The sequence below is a fragment of the Novosphingobium sp. PC22D genome (assembly GCF_002556635.1).
Lineage (GTDB): Bacteria > Pseudomonadota > Alphaproteobacteria > Sphingomonadales > Sphingomonadaceae > Novosphingobium.
Genome location: NZ_MWMO01000002.1, coordinates 414,412 through 433,257 on the forward strand (window position 1 = coordinate 414,412; position 18,846 = coordinate 433,257).

The 18,846-nt window shown below is 66.9% G+C and carries 13 protein-coding genes; 9 read left to right on the top strand and 4 right to left on the bottom strand.

What is annotated here, in order from left to right; translation table 11 throughout:
- The first annotated feature begins 13 nt into the window (after nt 1–13).
- The 6 genes from B2G71_RS05465 (at nt 14) to B2G71_RS05490 (ending at nt 5,246) form a co-directional block, all read left to right on the top strand.
- A complete protein-coding gene (locus tag B2G71_RS05465; RefSeq protein ID WP_098104707.1) occupies nt 14–427 on the top strand; it encodes a glycine zipper 2TM domain-containing protein in 414 nt (137 codons plus the stop codon).
- Between the two features lie 159 nt (nt 428–586).
- Nucleotides 587–913: a glycine zipper 2TM domain-containing protein gene (locus B2G71_RS05470; RefSeq protein WP_098104708.1), complete on the top strand. Its 327-nt coding sequence runs from the start codon at nt 587–589 to the stop codon at nt 911–913.
- 252 nt (nt 914–1,165) lie between these two features.
- Nucleotides 1,166–1,918: an SDR family oxidoreductase gene (locus B2G71_RS05475; protein WP_098104709.1), complete on the top strand. Its 753-nt coding sequence runs from the start codon at nt 1,166–1,168 to the stop codon at nt 1,916–1,918.
- A gap of 83 nt (nt 1,919–2,001) precedes the next feature.
- Nucleotides 2,002–3,267 (top strand): cyclopropane-fatty-acyl-phospholipid synthase family protein, encoded by a 1,266-nt coding sequence (locus B2G71_RS05480; RefSeq protein WP_098104710.1) that lies wholly within the window; start codon nt 2,002–2,004, stop codon nt 3,265–3,267.
- An 81-nt stretch (nt 3,268–3,348) separates the two neighbouring features.
- Nucleotides 3,349–4,563, top strand: a complete 1,215-nt coding sequence (locus tag B2G71_RS05485) for an argininosuccinate synthase (protein ID WP_098104711.1) — start codon at nt 3,349–3,351, stop codon at nt 4,561–4,563.
- A 119-nt stretch (nt 4,564–4,682) separates the two neighbouring features.
- Nucleotides 4,683–5,246, top strand: coding sequence for a septal ring lytic transglycosylase RlpA family protein (locus tag B2G71_RS05490; RefSeq protein WP_098104712.1), 564 nt, complete (start codon nt 4,683–4,685; stop codon nt 5,244–5,246).
- A 77-nt stretch (nt 5,247–5,323) separates the two neighbouring features.
- Here B2G71_RS05490 and B2G71_RS05495 read toward each other — a convergent pair whose 3' ends face one another.
- The 4 genes from B2G71_RS05495 to B2G71_RS05510 all read right to left on the bottom strand — a co-directional run bounded on the left by B2G71_RS05495 (nt 5,324) and on the right by B2G71_RS05510 (nt 14,010).
- Nucleotides 5,324–8,059, bottom strand: a complete 2,736-nt coding sequence (locus B2G71_RS05495; protein WP_240530016.1) for an EAL domain-containing protein — start codon at nt 8,057–8,059, stop codon at nt 5,324–5,326.
- Between the two features lie 243 nt (nt 8,060–8,302).
- Nucleotides 8,303–9,757: an efflux transporter outer membrane subunit gene (locus B2G71_RS05500; protein ID WP_098104714.1), complete on the bottom strand. Its 1,455-nt coding sequence runs from the start codon at nt 9,755–9,757 to the stop codon at nt 8,303–8,305.
- Nucleotides 9,750–12,953 carry an efflux RND transporter permease subunit gene (locus B2G71_RS05505; protein WP_098104715.1) on the bottom strand — a complete coding sequence of 1,068 codons (3,204 nt, stop codon included), beginning with the start codon at nt 12,951–12,953 and terminating at the stop codon, nt 9,750–9,752. Before B2G71_RS05505 ends, B2G71_RS05500 begins: the two co-directional genes overlap by 8 nt.
- Nucleotides 12,954–12,957: 4 nt before the next feature.
- Nucleotides 12,958–14,010 carry an efflux RND transporter periplasmic adaptor subunit gene (locus B2G71_RS05510; RefSeq protein WP_240530017.1) on the bottom strand — a complete coding sequence of 351 codons (1,053 nt, stop codon included), beginning with the start codon at nt 14,008–14,010 and terminating at the stop codon, nt 12,958–12,960.
- Nucleotides 14,011–14,258: 248 nt separating this feature from the next.
- Between B2G71_RS05510 and B2G71_RS05515 the strand changes: the two genes are divergently transcribed.
- The 3 genes from B2G71_RS05515 to B2G71_RS05525 all read left to right on the top strand — a co-directional run bounded on the left by B2G71_RS05515 (nt 14,259) and on the right by B2G71_RS05525 (nt 18,841).
- On the top strand, nt 14,259–14,861 hold the full coding sequence (locus B2G71_RS05515) for a TetR/AcrR family transcriptional regulator (RefSeq protein WP_098104716.1): 603 nt from the start codon (nt 14,259–14,261) through the stop codon (nt 14,859–14,861).
- A 191-nt stretch (nt 14,862–15,052) separates the two neighbouring features.
- Nucleotides 15,053–16,444, top strand: a complete 1,392-nt coding sequence (locus B2G71_RS05520; protein ID WP_098104717.1) for an FAD-linked oxidase C-terminal domain-containing protein — start codon at nt 15,053–15,055, stop codon at nt 16,442–16,444.
- Between the two features lie 264 nt (nt 16,445–16,708).
- The gene (locus tag B2G71_RS05525) at nt 16,709–18,841 is read left to right on the top strand and encodes a TonB-dependent receptor (RefSeq protein ID WP_098104718.1); all 2,133 of its coding nucleotides are present in this window, start codon (nt 16,709–16,711) and stop codon (nt 18,839–18,841) included.
- Nucleotides 18,842–18,846 lie beyond the last annotated feature (5 nt).

Genomic DNA, 18,846 nt, shown 5'->3' on the forward strand with positions numbered 1-18,846 from the left:
CAGGAGATTCTCGATGAAAAAAGCTCTCATGGCGCTGGCCGCGACCGCGCTGGTGCTCCCCGTGATCCCGGTCCAGGCCGATCCGCCGCCCTGGGCGCCCGCGCACGGCTATCGCGACCAGCGCGACTATCGCGAGGGATATCGCGACGGCCGCCGCCAGCAGCGCCGCATCTACGATTCGCAGGGCCGCTACTACGAACCGCGTCGGCTGAGCCGCAACGACCGCGTCTGGCGCGGGCGCGACGGGCGCTACTATTGCAAGCGCGACAACGGCACCACCGGGCTGATCATCGGCGCGGGCGTCGGTGCGCTGGGCGGCAGCCTGATCGCGGGACGCGGCGACAAGACGCTCGGCGCGATCATCGGCGGAGTGGCCGGCGGCCTGCTCGGTCGCGAGATCGACCGCGGCGAGCTGCGCTGCCGCTGAGCGACCACAGGCCGCAAAGGGGCGACGCGCGATTGGTCGCACGTTGCTCCCTTCCTGTCGTGCCGGTGGCTCCTTTTGCCCACGTTCATCTGAGGTTGTGGATCAATGAACGGATCTTGGCGTTAGGGCTCTGACGTTTCGCAACCGAAAGGGCAGATCATGCGCAAGACCATCCTCGCCGCCACGATGGCGGCCCTCACCGTCCCCACCATGGCCGCGACCACGGTTCCGGCCATGGCCAAGCAGCGCCACTACTACACGACCGACAACGGCATCCGCTACTGGCGCGGCGACGACGGGCGCTACCGCTGCAAGAAGCCGAACGGCACCACCGGCCTGCTGATCGGCGGCGTCGCCGGCGCGCTGCTCGGCCGGACGATCGACGGCGGGCGCGACAAGACCGTCGGCACCGTCGCCGGCGCCGCGGTGGGCGCGCTGGTCGGCCGCGAGATCGACCGCAACAACTCCAAGCCGCGCTGCCGCTGATAGCGCACGGCAACGACCGCCGCGACAATTCGAAAGACGCCGTCCTTCCTTAGCGGAGGCGGCGTCTTTCCATGGGGGCGATGGAACCGCGCGCCCGCTTCCCTACGCCCGGCAAATCTGCTCCTATGCCGCGATGCCCGGCTACCCCGCCCTCTCCCGAACTTCGCGCAAGTCTCTGTCAGACTGCGACAAATGGCCGATTGCGGGTTTTGTGACTGAACACCGTCAACTGCGTCAACCGGGCGCACGCCGATGACCCGCCCCGCGGTCCTCGTCACCGGCGGCGCGAAGCGGATCGGCGCCGCGATCGTGCGCCGGTTCGCTGAAGCGGGCTGGCACGTCGTGATCCATCATGGCCGGTCGGCGGACGCGGCCGAGGCGCTGGCGACACGGCTTCCAAGCGCCGAGACGGTCTCGTGCGATCTTGCCGATCCGGCCGCGTCGATCGCCATGGTCGACGAGCTTGCGCAGCGGCTTTCCGATTGGCGCGTGCTCGTCAACTGCGCCGGGATATTCCCGCTCGACAGCGTAGCCGCGCTCGATCCCGCCGTCTTCACGCGGGCGATGGCGGTGAACGCGGCCGCACCCGCGATCCTGGCTCAGCGTTTCCTGGCGCACGCCCGTGCCCAGGGGGGGCGCCGCGTGGTCCAGGTCACCGACCAGAAGATCGCCAATCCCAACCCCGATTTCTTCTCCTACACGATGAGCAAGCACGCGCTCGCCGCCACCGTGCCGATGCTCTCGATGGCGCTCGATAACGCGGCGGACCGGGTCTACGCGATCGCGCCGGGCGCGATTCTCGCCAGCCACGACCAGGCCGAGGACGAGACCGAACGCTCACACCGGATGAATCTGCTCCAGCGCAAGACGGGCGCGGGCGAGATCGCCGATGCGGCGCTGTTCCTCTCGCAGGGCTGGCTCGCGAGCGGCGAGACGCTCTACGTCGATTCCGGCCAGCACCTGCTGCGCCAGCCGCGCGACGTGCTCTTCCTCGCCCGGGAGTGAGGCCCGCGCGGGGACTGAAGACTTGCGGCCCGGCGCGCGGTGGCTAAGTACGCGCCCATAGGCAGCACAGGCACGGGACGCACATGGCCAAACGCATTCTCGATCGTTTCCTTTCGAGCGGCGTGCGAAAGGGAACTCTCGAAGTCCGCCGTCCGGACGGAAGCGTGGCGCGCTTCGGGCAACCCGCAGAAGGATACCCGGACGTCGCCATCCGGCTGGCGTCGGACAAGGCGGAGCGGCGCATCCTGCTCGACCCCCGGCTCGGCGCGGCGGAAGCCTTCATGGACGGCCAGCTCGAGGTCGAGGAAGGCGACATCATGCTGCTGATCGAGCTGCTGCGCGCCAACCGCCCCTGGGACCGGGGCGGCGAAGTGCGCGAGATGAGCCGTTTCAAGAAGCTGCGCGCGCGGATCGCGACGCGGCTCGACGGCATCAACCAGGCCGCGCGCGCCAAGTCCAACGTCGCCCACCACTACGACGTCGGCAACGATCTCTACCGCCTGTTCCTCGATGCCGAGCACATGCAGTATAGCTGCGCTTACTGGCCGCGCCCGGACATGACGCTCGAACAGGCGCAGGAGGCCAAGCTCGCGCACATCGCCGCCAAGCTCGCGCTCGCGCCCGGCCAGCGCGTGCTCGACATCGGCTGCGGCTGGGGCGGCATGGCGATCTACCTCGCGCGCCACGCCGACGTGCGGGTCCACGGCATCACGCTGAGCGAAGAGCAGCTCGCGCTCGCCCGCGAACGCGCCGCGGCCGCCGGCGTCGCCGATCGCATCGACTTCGAGCTGGTCGACTACCGCGATCTCGCCGCCAGCGGCGCGCGCTACGACCGGATCGTCTCGGTCGGCATGTTCGAGCACGTCGGGCAAGCGCAGTTCGACCGCTTCTTCGCCGACTGCGCGCGGCTGCTGGAAGACGACGGCGTCATGCTGCTCCACACGATCGGCCGCATGGGCGGCCCCGGCGCGACCGATGCCTTCACGCGCAAGTACATCTTCCCCGGCGGCTACATCCCGGCGCTGAGCGAAACCGTCGCGGCCAGCGAACGCTCGCGCCTCATTGCCAGCGACGTCGAGACGCTGCGGCTGCACTATGCGCTGACGCTGCGCGAGTGGTACAAGCGCTGTGTCGGGAACCTCGACAAGATCGTCGCGCTCCACGACGAGCGCTTCTACCGCATGTGGATCTTCTACCTCGCGGGCGCGACCGCCGCCTTCGAGAGCGGGAGCATGTGCAACTACCAGATCCAGTACACCCGACTGCGCCGCACGCTGCCGCTGGCGCGCGACTACATGGGCGAGGCGGAGCGCAAGCTGCTGGGCTCGCCGGGCACCGCGCAGCGCTAGCTTCGCGGCCCTTGTCGCCGCCCCGGCCTTGGCCTAGGGGCGCGTCGAGCCCGCTCCATCCCGATACGAAAGCCAATGCCCATGTCCGATATCAAGAAAGTCGTCCTCGCCTATTCGGGCGGCCTCGACACCTCGGTCATCCTCAAGTGGCTCCAGGTGACTTACGGCTGCGAGGTCGTCACCTTCACCGCCGATCTCGGACAAGGCGAAGAGCTTGAGCCGGCGCGAGCCAAGGCCAAGCTGATGGGGCTGCCCGACGCCAACATCTACATCGACGACCTGCGTGAGGAATTCGTGCGCGACTTCATCTTCCCGATGATGCGCGCCAATGCCCGCTACGAGGGCGACTACCTGCTCGGCACCTCGATCGCGCGCCCGCTCATCTCGAAGCGCCTGATCGAAATCGCGCGCGAGACCGGCGCCGACGCGATCGCCCACGGCGCGACCGGCAAGGGCAACGACCAGGTCCGCTTCGAGCTTTCCGCCTATGCGCTCGATCCGAACATCAAGGTCATCGCCCCCTGGCGCGAGTGGGATCTCAACTCGCGCACCGCGCTGATCGCCTGGGCCGAGCAGCACCAGATCCCGGTCCCCAAGGACAAGCGCGGCGAAAGCCCGTTCTCGACCGACGCCAACCTCCTGCACACTTCCTCGGAGGGCAAGGTGCTCGAGGACCCGTGGGAAGAGACGCCCGACTACGTCTACTCGCGCACCGTCGATCCTGAAGACGCGCCCGATGCGCCCGAATACATCACCATCGACTTCGACAAGGGCGACGGCGTCGCGCTCAACGGCGAAGCGATGAGCCCGGCCACGCTGCTGGCCGCGCTCAACGAACTCGGCCGCAAGCACGGCATCGGCAGGCTCGACCTCGTCGAGAACCGCTTCGTGGGCATGAAGAGCCGCGGCATGTACGAGACGCCGGGCGGCACGATCTACGCCGCCGCGCATCGCGGGATCGAGCAGATCACGCTCGATCGCGGCGCCGCGCACCTCAAGGACGAGCTCATGCCCAAGTACGCCGAGCTGATCTACAACGGCTTCTGGTTCGCGCCCGAGCGCGAGATGCTGCAGGCCGCGATCGACCACTCGCAGGCCCGCGTGAACGGCACCGTGCGCCTCAAGCTCTACAAGGGCCTCGCCTCGGTGGTGGGCCGCAAGTCGCCCGATTCGCTCTATTCGGAACGCCACGTCACGTTCGAGGACGATGCCGGCGCCTACGACCAGAAGGATGCGCAGGGCTTCATTCGGCTCAACGCGCTGAGGCTTCGGCTCCTCGCACAGCGCGATCGCTAGGTTCCCGCACCTGGGTCGGGTCGTTGCGGTTTCGCGACGACCCGACCGCGAAGGGGTGCCCAACGCCGATTTGAGCGTGTACCTGCCCGCTCGCACTAGCGGGATGGAGTGGGACCCCAATGGGACAACGCCTTGGCCAGCGCGCCGGTATTTTCGGGCCGGCTATCACTTTCGCTGCGGCGATCGCGCTGCCGGTCAGCGGACTGGCACTGCTCGGCGCGGCCGAGAGCCCGGCGATCGCCGGCGAAACGCTGACGACGCGCGCGACCAATCCGGCTTTCGCCGGCGTGGCCGACGCGGTGCGCGCCGCGCCCGCTTCGACGGACCTGCTCGGCCAAGCCGAGGCCGAAGCGGCGCGGCAGGACGAGACGGCGACCGACACCGCCGAACCGATCGGTTCGGGCGTCGCGAGCTACTATGGCCGCAAGTTCGCGGGCCGGCGCACCGCCAGTGGCGACGTCTTCGATCCCACCCAGCTCACCGCCGCGCACCGCACCCTGCCCTTCGGCAGCCGCGTGCGCGTCACCAATCGCCGCAACGGCAAGACCGTGATCGTCAAGATCAACGACCGCGGCCCCTTCCACGCCGATCGCGTGATCGATCTCAGCCGCGCCGCGGCCGGCGAGATCGGGCTTGTCGGTCCGGGCAGCGGCAAGGTTGAACTGGCGCTGCTGAGCGACTGACCGGCCCGGCGCGCCGTGCCTGACCGGGCGCATGCCCCTCAGATCGCGAATTGAACCCGCCGATGGCTCCGCCATCGCTAGCTCGCCAGGGGCTCCTGCGGCACCCGCGCCCCGTCCCACAGCTCGCCCGCGGCCCGCGGCCGCCCGAGCAGATAGCCCTGCGCCTCGTCGCAGCCTTCGACCTTGAGCAGATCGAGCTGCTCCCAGGATTCGAGCCCTTCGGCCAGCACCGGCACCTGAAGGCTCCGCCCGAGCGCGAGCACCGCGCGGATGATCGCGCGTGCCTGCGCGCTCTTGCCCGATTCGAGCAGGAACGACTTGTCGATCTTGATCTTGTCGAACGGGAATGAATTCAGCGTGTCGAGCGAGGAATAGCCGGTGCCGAAGTCGTCGATCGCCACTGTCACGCCCAGCGCCTTGATGCTGCGCAGGATATGCAGCGCGCGCTCCTTGTCGGCGACGATCGCGGTCTCGGTGATCTCAAGCTCGAGGCGGTTTGGCGACAGTCCCGTTTCGGCCAGGGTGGAAAGGACAGTCTCCATGAGATCGGCCTGCAATAGCTGGACCGGAGAGAGATTGACCGCCAGCTTCCAGGGCTTCTCCCATTTCGCCGCGTCGAGACAGGCCTCGCGCAGGACCCATTCGCCGATAGGAAGAATCTCGCCCGTCTGCTCGGCAATGGGAATGAACCGCGAAGGCGGTATCGGGCCGAGCCGCGAATGGTTCCAGCGCAACAGCGCTTCGTAGCCAACGATCTCGTCGGTCGCGAGCGAAAGCTGGGCCTGATAGGCGAGCGACAGCTCGTTGCGCTCGATCGCCTGACGCAAGTCGTTGGCGAGCTGGCGTTCGGCCCGCGCCTTCTCGTCCATGCTCTTTTCGTACTGGCAGATCCGGGTGCCGATCATGTTCTTGGCACGATACATCGCGAGGTCGGCGTTGTTCAGCACATGCTCGCGATTCTCGCCGTTCTCGGGAAAAGCGGCGAAGCCGATGCTCGCGCCCGCGCTGAAAGTGCACTCCGAGACCGTCACGTGCGTGGCGAACGCGTCCTCGATCCCCGATACGAGATCCTCCGCCTCCCGCTTGTCGCGGAAGTGGAAGAAAGCGGCGAACTCGTCGCCGCCGAGCCTCGCGAAGAAAACGCGTTCGAAATCGTCTCCGGACAGGCGTTCGCCGATCTTGCTCAGGAGCGCGTCGCCGGCGGCATGGCCCCAGGTGTCGTTGACCTCCTTGAAGCGGTCGAGGTCGATCACCGCGACGCCGACATGGCTGGCCCCTGCCTTGGCGCTGGCGATGGCGGCGTCGAGCCGGCGATTGAAATAGGTGCGATTGGGCAGGCCGGTGAGATCGTCATGCAACGCCATGTGCGCGATCTGTGCCTCGGAGCGCCGATGCGCGGTCACGTCCTCGTAGGTCGTGACCCACCCCCCGTTGTCCAGGCGATGATGGGACATGTAGACGTGCAGTCCGTTGGCATAGTTTATGTCCATCGAGCCGCCCGCGCCCTGAGCCATCGATTCGTCGAGACGCTCCTCGATTCCCCGCAGGCCTTCGTCCGAGAGCGGCTCCCCGTTCACGGACGCCATCGTCAAACGCAGCACGTCCTCGAACAACATGCCCTGCGCGAGACTGTCCGGCGCGATGCCGTAGATTTCGCAATAGCGCTCGTTCCACAAAACCAGCCTGCGGTCTGCACTGTACATGCACAGCCCCTGGTGCATGTTCGACAGCGCGGCATCGAGATTGGCGGTCACGGCGAGCAGGCGATCCTTGTCCGCCTTCGTTTCGGTCATGTCGCGCGTGATCTTGGCGAAACCGCGGAAGCGCCCCTTGTCGTCGCGAACCGCTTCGATCGTGGCGAGGGCCCAGAACCGCGATCCATCCTTGCGCATGCGCCAGCCCTCGGCCGAGTATCGACCGTCCAGCCGGGCTCTTCGCAGCGCCTGCGCCGGCTTGCCCGCCAGGCGATCCTCGACGCCGTAGAATGCCTCCAGCGGGAGGCCGACGGCCTCGGCGGCCGTGTAGCCCTTGAGCCGCGCGGCACCGGCGTTCCAGTTCGCGACGTGCCCGTCGGGCGTCAACATGTAGATCGCGCAATCGGAAATGCCCTGCACGAAGATCCGGAACTCGCGCTCGTGCTCGACCGCCGAGACCTGCACGCGATAGCTGACGAAGGCCGCGAACATCCCGCAGGCGAGCACGAACAGCGAGACGAGCGAGATCATCGCCGCGAGCTGGATGTCGGAGAGCATTCCGGAGGAATCGAAGGTCCGCGAATGCGGAATCAGCGTCGTGCCGGCCATCGCGGTGAAGTGCAGCGAGAGCACGGCGAGCACCGCAAGCGATCCGCTGAGCAGCGCGCTGTTCTTGCGCCTGCGGTCGAATCCGAAGGTCAGCGCGGGAATCATGAAGCCGACGGCGAAGACCACCGAAGCGATGACGTGCGGAACCGACCAGCGAAACTCGGCCATCATCTCCACCGCGAGCATGCCCGTGTAGTGCATTGCCGCATAGCCGCCGCCGACCACGATCCCGGCCAGCGCATGAACTCTCGATCGCTTGTCGAAGACCGCGAGATTGAAGCCGACGGTCGTCGCCACCACGGCGATCAGGAGCGAGCCCAACGTGAGCGAGAAATCGTAGCTGGTCCCGAAACCGCCGCCGGGATCGTAACCCAGCATGCTGACGAAATGCGTGGCCCAGGCGCCCAGTCCGGCGCAGGCTCCGGCAAGCGTGAGCCATCCGCGACGGCGCCAGCGCTCGCCGTACGTCGCCCGCCGCAGGATGAATATCGCGGCGGACGCGGACAGCACACAGAGAACGCCGGCTACCAACAGAAAGCGAATGTCGTGCTGGTCTCGCAAGCAGTAGTACAAACCGGACATCCGAACCCCGTATTTTTACGGAGCAATAGACTTGAGAAATTAATTCAAGATAAAAGTGGCGTTTTTGCAACGCTAAGAGACGACTGGTGCACACAAGTTCCGGCCCGTCTCGCGGCGAACCAAGAATTCCGGCTCGGCCATTCCGGCCCGATGACGGCGGTCATCGTGGCGTCAGGCGCCGGGCACGTCCGCATCGTCGCCCGACTGCGTACCGCCGCCAAGCGCGACATAGAGGCTCACCGCGTTCTGCAGCTCGGTCGCGCGCAATTGGATCAGCGTCTGGCTGGCGGAGAACAGATTGCGCTCCGCATCGAGCACTTCGAGGTAAATGGCGATACCGTTGTCATAGCGCAGCCGCGCGGTGTGCGCGAGCCGGCGCTGCGCCTCGAGCGCGCGCTGCTGGGCTTCGATCTGCTCGGCGAAGCGGCGCTTGGCGACAAGCGCATCGGCAACTTCGCGGAACGCGCCCTGCACGGCGCGCTGGTACGCGGCGGCCAGTTCCTCGGCCTGCGCCCGGCTGAGGTCGAGCTGACCTTCCCGGCGGCCCCAGTCGAAGATCGGCAGACCCGCGTCGCCGCCAAAGCTCCACGCGCGATTGTCGCCGGTGAACAGATCCCCCAGCGACGAGCTGGCGAAGCCGAACAGGCCGGTGAGCGAGATCTGCGGGAAGAACGCGGCGCGCGCGGCGCCGATGTTGGCGTTTGCCGCGCGCAGGTTGTGCTCGGCCTGCAGGATGTCCGGACGGTTTTCAAGGAGCTGCGACGGCAGGCCCGGATCGACCGGCACGAGCTGCTGCTCGAAGCGCAGCGGCTCGGGCAGGCTCGCATCGATGGGACCACCCACGAGCACTTCGAGCAGGTTGCGCGCCTGTTCGGTGGTCCGCTGAATTTCCGCCAGCTCGGTCTCCGCCTGAGTCAGCAGGAGCATCGTCTGATCGTAGTCGACCGTCGAGGTGACCCCCGCATCGAGGCGAAGCCCGGCGATCCGCACCCCTTCGCGGCGCGCCTCGAGCGTGCGCCGGGCGAGGCGCAGGCGTTCCTCGCCCGCGCGGATGTCGAAATAGGTCGCCGCGACCTGGGCGATGAGCGACAGGCGGAAGGCGCGTGCCCCCTCGATCGAGGCAAGCCAGGTCTGCCGTTGGGCCTCGCTGAGATTGCGCACGCGTCCCCACAGGTCGAGTTCGAACGAACTGACGCCGACATTGGCGCTGAACTGGTTGAAGGTCACGCCCGAGGGGGCGCCCTCGCCCTCGGGGACAGCCGCGCCCTGCGCCCCGAGCGCGGAGAGCGGCTGACGCGCCCGTGTTCCCGAAGCCGAGGCGGAGATGGTCGGCAGCCGGTCGGCAGCCTGGACCCGGTACTGCGCGCGGGCCTGGGCAATGCGCGCGTAGGATTGGGCAAGATCGCGATTGCGCTCGAGCGCGGTGCCGATCAGTTCGAGCAGGCGCGGATCGCGGAAGAAGTCCCGCCATCCGAGCTTCGCCGCCGAAGCGGCACCGGCACGATCCGCATCGGCGGGATAGGCGCTCGCGATCGGCGCCGCCGGCTGCCGGAACGAGGGCGCGAGATTGCACCCGGCAAGCGAGCCGGCGGCCAGGACGGCGAGCGCGGTGCCGAGACTACGCATGGCTTTCGCCTCCTTCGCCGTGGCCGGGGCGGTTCTCTGCGAGCCAGCGCGAGTCTTCGCCTTCGGGATCGCGCCGCTTCGAAAGGTATCGCCGCGCGATCAGATAGAACACCGGGGTAAAGAAGATGCCGAACGCGGTCGCCGCGATCATGCCGCCCATGACCCCGGTGCCCACCGCCATGCGGCTTGCCGCACCCGCGCCCGAGGCAATAACGAGCGGAACCATGCCCAGGATGAAAGCGAGACTGGTCATCAGGATCGGCCGCAAGCGCTGACGGGCCGCCTCGAGCGTGGCGTCCTCGGGCGAGCGCCCGCCCTCCTCGTCCTCGATCGCGAACTCGACGATAAGGATCGCGTTCTTGGCCGCCAGACCGATGATGGTGATCAGACCGATGTTGAAATAGACGTCCGCCGAAAGTCCGCGCAGCAGCGTGAACAGCACCGCGCCCAGAATGCCGAAGGGCACCACGAGCAGGACCGAGACCGGAATGCCCCAGCTGTTGTACAGCGCGGCGAGCAACAGGAACACGACGATCACGCTCAGACCGAGCAGCATGCCGATCTGGCCGCCGGCCTGCTTTTCCTCGTAGGCGGTGCCGGTCCATTCGAAGGCGAAATTGCCGCCCAGGTGCTCGCCGGCAATGCGCTCCATCGCCTCGAGCGCCGCGCCGGACGATTCGCCCTGCGCCGCCGACCCGGAAATGGTGAGCGAGGGATAGCCGTTGTAGCGCTCGACCTGGATCGGGCCGGAGCGCCATTCGGCGTTCGCGAAGGCGCTGAAGGGGACCATCTGGCCGTTGTCGCCGCGAACCCGCAGCGCCATGATGTCGTCGGGCGTCATCCGCGCCGGCGCGTCGGCCTGGATGTAGACGCGCAAGATGCTGCCCTCGCGGCTGAAGTCGTTGGCGTAGGACGAGCCGAAGGCAATCGCGAGCGTCTGGTTCACCGAACTGATCGACAGCCCCATCGCCCGCGCCTTGACCCGGTCGATGTCGACGAACAGTTCGGGCGCGTCGCCCTGCCCGTCCGGACGGACTTGCGCCAGCGTCGGGTCCTGCGAGGCGGCGGCGACAATCGCGTCGCGCGCCGCGATCAGGCCCTCGCGATCGATGCCGGAGCGGTCCTCGACCTTCATCGAGAAGCCGGTGGCGTTGCCCAGCGCCTGGATCGCCGGCGGATTGAGCGCGAAGACGGTCGCTCCGGGAAGGCCGTAGGCGAATTTCTGCGCTTCGGCGATCATCGCCGGCACGCCAGAGGCTTCGTCGGTGCGTTCTTCCCAAGGCTTGAGCGAGATGAACGAAAGCGCCGCGCTCTGGCTCTGTCCATAGAAATTGAAGCCGATGAGCGAGACGATGTTGTCGACCTGCGGTTTGGCCAGGAAGTGCTTTTCCATCTTCTCGACGACCGCCTCCGTGCGGTCCATCGTCGCACCGACCGGAGCGTCGTAGTTGACCATGATGTAGCCTTGGTCTTCCTCGGGCAGAAAGCCGCCCGGCAGGCGCGTGAACAGCACGAAGGTCACCACGGCCATCACCGCGAAGACCGCCAGCCAGCGGAACGGGACGGACATCATCCGCTTTACCGTGCCACCATAGCGATGGGTCGCGCGACCGAAGCGGTCGTTGAACCATGCGAAGAAGCGGTCCGGCCAGCCGCGAATGCCGGACCGCACCTCTTCGTCTTCGCCCTTCATCTCGTGCGGCTTCAGCAAGGTCGCGCACAAGGCCGGCGTCAGCGTGAGCGCGAGCACGGCTGAGAAGAAGATCGAAACCGCGAGCGTCACCGAGAACTGCCGGTAGATTCCGCCCGTCGAGCCGGGAAAGAACGCCATCGGCACGAAGACCGCCACGAGAACCAGCGTGATGCCGATGATCGCGCTGCGGATCTGGTCCATCGCCCTGATCGTGGCGAGACGCGGCGGAAGCTTCTCTTCGGACATGATGCGCTCGACATTCTCCACGACGACGATCGCGTCATCGACAAGAATGCCGATGGCGACGACCATCGCGAAGAGCGAGAGCGTGTTGATCGAAAAGCCGAACAGGAAGAGGCCGAGGCAGGCGCCGAGGAGCGCGATCGGCACCACCACCGCGGGGATGAGCGTCGCACGCCAGTTCTGCAGGAACAGGAACATGACGAGGAAGACGAGCACCATCGCCTCGATCAGCGTGTGCACGACGCTGTCGATCGAGGCATTGATGAACGGCGTGGTATCGAAGGCAACGTCCCATTGCAGGCTGGGCGGAAAGGTCTTCTCGAGTTCGGCCATGCGCTCGCGGACCAGGTTCGCGGTCTCCACCGCATTGGCGCCCGAGGCGAGCTGGATGCCCATTCCCGCGATATCGTCACCGTCGAGCCGTGCGCGGAAGGTATAGCTTTCCGCGCCGAGTTCGACTCGCGCGACGTCACTCAGCCGGACCGTCGAACCGTCCTGGTTCGACTTGACGATGATCCGCTCGAACTGCTCGGGATTGGAGAAGCGGTTCTGGGTGACGATCTTGGCGGTGAATTCGGTCTCGCGCGTCACCGGCTGGTCACCCAGCCCGCCGCCGGCCGTCTGGCTGTTCTGCTCCTGCACTGCTGACAGGACCTCGCCCGGCGTCAGCGAATAGCCCGCCAGCTTCGTCGGATCGATCCAGATGCGCATCGCGTATTGCGAGCCGAACAGGATCACGTCACCCACCCCGTTCACGCGGCGGATCTCGTTGACGATGTTGTTGTTGGTGTAGTTGCCGATCTCGAGCGGGCTCATCGCCCCGTTTTCCGACGAGATCGCCATGACCATCAGGAAACCGTTGGTGTTGTCGGTGATCTGGATACCGAGTTGCCGGACCGCCTCGGGCAGCCGCGATTCGGCCCGGTTGAGCCGGTCTTGAACCTCGCTGCGCGCGTCGTTGAGATCGGTGCCCGATTCGAACGTGAGCGTGATCTGGCCGGTGCCGTTGGAGCGGCTGGCCGAGGACATGTAGAGAAAGCCGTCGAGGCCGTTCATCTCGCGCTCGATCACCGCCGTCACGTTCTTGTCGAGCGTTTCGGCGTCGGCGCCTGTGTAGGTGTACGAAAGGTTCAGCGCGGGGGGCGCGACCGAGGGGTATTGCTCGATCGGCAACGCGTTCATGGAGATCAGGCCGGCCAGGGCCACGAACGCGGCAATGACCCAGCCGAACACGGGCCGGTAGACGAAAAAGCGGTTCATCGCCTCAGCGTCCCTGCTGCTGCTTTTGCTGCTGGGCGGCGGCGCGCTTGGCCTGTTCGGCGTCGATCGCCTTCTGGCCGGGGCGGATCTTCTGCCACCCGTCGGTAATGATCCGCTCGCCGGGCTTCAGTCCCGACTCGACGATCCATGAGGACCCGACCATTTCGCCGAGCCGCACGGTGCGTGACGTGACCGTCCCGTCCTTGCCCATGACCGAGACCTGCGCTTCCTCGCCCTTGAACTGCACGGCGCGCGAGGGGACGGTGATCCCGCCCTCGATCATGCCGAGCGCGATCTTGCCGCGCACGAACTGGCCGGGCACCAGCAGACCCGCCGGATTGGCGAACTGCCCGCGAATCGTCTGGCTCCCCGTCTCGGGCGAGACGACCGGGCTCGCGAAATCGAGGTGGCCGATGACGCCGTATTCCTCGCCGTTCTCAAGCTCCAGACGAACCTCGACCGAATCGAGCGCGGGGACCTTGAGCTGGCCTTCGCGAACAGCCGAAAGCGTGTTGAGGACAGAAGCGTTGGAAGCGCTGAACACGGCGTAGACGGGCGAGGCCTGGTCGACCCGGGTCATCAAGGTGCCTTCGGCGCCGCTGACGAGCGCGCCTTCTGTCACTTCCGCCGCGCCGACGCGCCCGCCGATCGGTGCGCGCACGGTGGTGTAGCTGAGCTGGAGCTGCGCGCGGTCGAGCGCCGCGCGCGCCTCCGCGACTTGCGCGTTGGCCTGCCGAAGATCCGATTCCGCCGCGTCGTATTCCTGCGCGCTGACGGCGCGCTCGTCGATCAGCGGGCCGTAACGGATGACGATCGAGGATGCGTTCTCCTTGGCGGCGATGGCACGTTGCAAGGCGGCGCGCGCCGAGGCGACCTGCGCCTCGTAGTCGCGAGGATCGATCTTGAAGAGCGCGGTTCCCGCGGCCACGGTCGCCCCCTCCTCGTAAAGACGGCGCAACACGATCCCGTCGGTCCGGGCCCGGACTTCGGCCATCCGCACCGACTCGATGCGGCCGGGCAGCTCGATGATATTGGGCACGGTCTGACTGCGCAGCACGACCGATTCCACCGGCACGGGCGGCGGTTCGGCGGGCGAATCTTCGCGGCCGCAACCGGCGAGCAGTGCCGCGACGAGAATCGTAGTCGGATTTAAGTATTTGATTATAAGCGACAAAATTTTCACCGTATCCGGGGGGAGGATGGCGTGTCGTCGCGCTTACTCCAGTTGCCGCAATCGGACAAGTCGTGTCCATTTATTTCCGGTTACCGGTCTGCTAAGCGCGCGCTCGGGTCCGGGAGGTTGTTATGCGTGCGGATGCGCTCCGCCATCGTCAGGCGTTGATAGAGGCTGCCGCGAAGGTCTTTGGCGAGCAAGGCTATGATGTCCCGCTCGCGACGATTCTTCGCGAAGCGCGGCTCGGCCGCGGCACGCTCTATCGCCACTTCGCCACGCGCGAGGACCTGATCATCGCCGCGATCAGCCACGATATCGAGGTTCTGCGTCGCAAGGTCGAGCAGTGCGAGGATCGTCCCGACCTGTTCCTCGCCCTGATCGAGGACCAGAGCCGATCCGTCGCGGCGCACCTGCGCGTTTTGTCCACGTTCCAGGACGAACGCCTTCAGGACTTCGCGATCCGCGTCGTGCCGACATACGATGGCGTTCTGGAAACCGTGCTGAACTCCGCCAAACGGCACGGTCTCGTGCGCGAGACGTTCGAGGTCGAGGATCTGGTCCTTCTTATCACGATGCTTTCGACGATCCGTTCCAGGGACACGCTTCGCTCGAGCGAAGCGATCGCGCGAAGCAAGGGGGATCACGAAGCCGACGAAGACGGCACCCGGCGATACGAGCGCGCACTCGCCATCCTGCGCGACGGCTTCGCGCCGCGGCGCGACAACCGGACATGACCGCTTTTCGCGCCGATGCGCGGCCGGGCGAGCGGCGAGGCCGACCGGTCGCGAGTGCTCGCTGCCCGGAGCCGTCTGGCGATCCCCAGTACGGCATCGTCGAGGAATTTGTCCCGATCGATGATATTGTCTAGCATCGGCGAACGTCGCCGCACGATCCCCGAAACGGCGGCGAAACTGGAAATTTGGCGATGCGGCAGACCGACCTCCTCGAACCCGAAGACACGGCGCTCGCCGCCCTGAGTGACGCGTTCGGCGACAAGCTCGTGCTGTCCGAAGCGGCGCGCGCGCAGCACGCCGGTCTCGAAGGACACCACACCGGCGGGCTTCCCGATGCGGTGCTGATGGCCGCCTCGCGCGACGACGTCGTGGCGGCGGTCGACCTTTGCGCGCGCAACGGTCTGGCGATCGTGCCGCACGGCGCGGGCACCTCGCTCGAAGGCCACTTGTCGGCGGTGAGAGGCGGGCTCTCGATCGACCTGACCGCGATGGACCGTATCCTCGAAATCGATCCCCAGAACATGCTCTGCCGCGTCGAGCCAGGCGTGACGCGCGAACAGCTCAACCTCGCGCTGCGCGACCATGGCCTGTTCTTCCCGATCGACCCGGGCGCCAATGCGTCGCTGGGCGGCATGGCGGCGACGCGTGCTTCGGGCACCAATGCCGTGCTCTACGGCACGATGCGCGACAACGTCCTCTCGCTCGAGGTCGTCACCGCCCAGGGACGCGTGATCGAAACCGGCACGCGCGCCAAGAAGTCGTCGGCGGGCTACGACCTCACCGGCCTGTTCGTCGGCTCGGAAGGTACGCTCGGCGTGATCACCGCGGTGACCCTGCGGCTTCACGGGATTCCGCAGGCGATCCTCGCCGGGACGGTTGCCTTCGACGACATTTCTGATGCGGTCCGGGCGGTGATCCAGGCGATCCAGTTCGGCCTGCCCGTCGCCCGCATCGAGCTGCTCGACGAGGCGCAGATCCGCGCCTGCAACGCTTTCTCCAAGCTCGATCTCGCCGAGCGCCCGACGCTGTTCCTCGAATTTCATGGCACCGACGACGGCGTCGCGGAGCAGGCCGCGCTCTTCGGTGAGATCGCGCGCGAACTCGGCGGCGGCGAACTGGAAACCGCGCTGCGGACCGAGGACCGCACCCGCTTGTGGAAGGCGCGGCACGATGCCTATTTCGCCGCGAAGGCGCTGCGTCCTGGCGCCAAGGTTTGGACCACCGACGTTTGCGTGCCGATCGCCAGCCTCGCCGAAAGCATCGCCGCGACTCGCGCGGACATCGATGAAAGCGGCGCGCTGGCGACGATCGTCGGCCATGTCGGCGACGGCAACTATCATGTGCTCTTCGTGCTTGATCCCAATGCGCCGGAAGACCGCGACGTCGCCGCCGGGATCAATGAGCGCATGGTCGCGCGCGCGATCCGGCTGGGCGGTACCTGCACCGGCGAGCACGGCGTCGGGATCGGCAAGCGCCAGTGCCTCCTCGACGAGCGCGGTGCCGACGCCGTCGCGCTGATGGCGACGCTGAAGCACGCGCTCGACCCCGCCGGCATGTTCAATCCCGGCAAGATCTTCCTCTGACGCCCCCATCCTCGTGAACGTCCGGCGCGGTTGGTCATACGCGTGGGCAATGCGAGTCGTGGGGCCGGACGCGCCCTGGCATAGCTGCCGCGCTTCGGCAGCCAGCCCGCCGTCGCGCACCGCAGGCGGGCCCTCGCGAGTGCAGCATGCAAAAATCCAGCGAACACGCAAAATGTAATGTTGTAACATCTCGGATTCATGTCTAGGAGGCGAAAACCTCTCGTCAGACGGGGCAAGAGGCATGAATTTGGAAGGTACGTTCGAATGAGGGCAAGATTTCTCACCGGCTGTGCGATCGCAGCATTTCTGCATCCGCTCGCCGCGCTGGCGCAGGAAGCACCGGCCTCCGAGGCTGAGAAATCGACCGGCGACTATCACCGCAAGCCGGACGATGAGATCGTCGTGACCGGCATCCTGCCCACACGCCGCGAGGACATGCTTTCGAGCGTCGCGGTCGTGCAGGGCGAAGAGCTGCTCCAGGCCACGCGCCCCTCGCTCGGCGAGACGTTGCAGCACGAGCCCGGCGTCTCGGCGACCTCGTTCGGCCCGAGCGCCTCGCGCCCGGTGCTGCGCGGCCTCCAGGGCGAGCGCGTGCGCGTGCTGACCGACGGCATCGGCGCGATCGACGTCTCGAACACCTCGGTCGACCATGCCGTGGTCGTGAACCCGCTGCTCGCCGAGCGCATCGAAGTGCTGCGCGGGCCCCAGTCGCTGCTCTACGGATCATCGGCGATCGGCGGCGTCGTGAACGTCATCGACAAACGCATCCCGACCTCGGTGCCCGACGAGATCGCGCATGTCGGCGCCATGGCCGGGTACGGCTCCGCCGCCGAGGAGCGCTCGGCCGCCGGCGCGATCGACGTTCCGCTCGGCGCGAACTGGGTCGCGCATGTCGACGGCAGCTACCTCAAGACCGACGACATGCGCATCGGCGGCTATGCGCTGACACCCGAGCTGCGCGCGCAGGCGCTGGCGTCGAGCCTTCTGCCCACCGAGACGCCCGATGCCGGCGAAGAGCCGATCGACTTCGCGGCCAATGCCAGGGTCAAGGGCAAGCTCCCCAACTCCGCGGCGAAGACCTGGACGGCGGGCGCCGGCCTTGCCTACATCGGCGAAGGCGGCAGCATCGGCGTGTCGTACAGCCACTACGACAGCCTTTACGGCATCCCCGTGCGCTACGCCACCGAGCCCGGGCAGGAGCAGGAAGCGCCCCGCCTCAGCCTCGAACAGGATCGTGTCGACGCGCGCGCGGTGATCAACGCCGATGGCGACCTTATCGACAAGATCACGCTCCGCCTCGGCTATGCCGACTATCAGCACTTCGAGCTGGAGGAGAGCGGCGAAGTCGGCACCGCGTTCTACAACAAGGGCATGGAAGGCCGGCTCGAATTCACCCAGGCCAAGCGCGGCGCCTGGCAGGGTGCGACCGGCGTGCAGGTCTTCACCCGCGACTTCAACGTCGTCGGCGAGGAAGCCTTCCTGCCCAAGAACAGGACCGCGCAGATCGGCCTGTTCACGCTCCAGCAGCTCGAATACGGCCCGCTCAAGATCGAGGCCGGCGCCCGCTTCGAACACACCGAACTGAATGCGACGCCGGGCGACGACCAGCCGCAGTTCTTCTCCGGATCGCGCACGTTCGACGCGCTTTCCGGTTCGCTGGGCGCCTCCTACGGTCTCGGCGCATCCTGGCGCGTGGGCCTCAACGTCTCACGCACCGAACGCGCGCCGGCGGCCGAGGAACTCTTCGCCAACGGCCCCCACGCGGGCACCGAGGCTTTCGAGGTCGGCAATCCGGATTTTGCGCTCGAAAAGTCATGGAGTCTCGAGGCGATCCTGCGCGGCAGCGGCGAGAACTACACTTTCGAGGCTTCTGCCTATCATAGCTGGTTCTCGAACTTCATCTACGACGACCTGACCGGCGAAGTCGAAGACGGCCTGCCCGTCTACCAGTTCCGGCAGGCCGATGCCCGGTACTACGGGTTCGAGGCGCAGGGTACGCTCACGCTGGCCCGGCTCGGCGAAGGCAAGGTCGTCGCCGATGCGCTGGGCGACTATGTTCATGCCCGGATCGTGGGCTTCGGCCCCGCGCCGCGCATCCCGCCCCTTCGTGTGCTGGGCGGCATGACCTACACCGCGCCCAAGTTCGACGTGCGCGGCGAAGTCGAGCATGTCTGGGACCAGAACCGGATCAGCAGCTTCGAAACGCCGACCGATGGCTACACCATGGTCAACGCCGAGATCGGCGTACGCCCCTGGGGCGACGAACGCCCGCTCAGCTTCGCCTTGTCGGCGAACAACATCTTCGACGTCAACGCGCGGCGCCATGCCTCGTACCTCAAGGACTACGCGCCGCTGGCGGGGCGCGACCTTCGCGTCAGCGCCAAGCTCGACTTCTAGCAAAG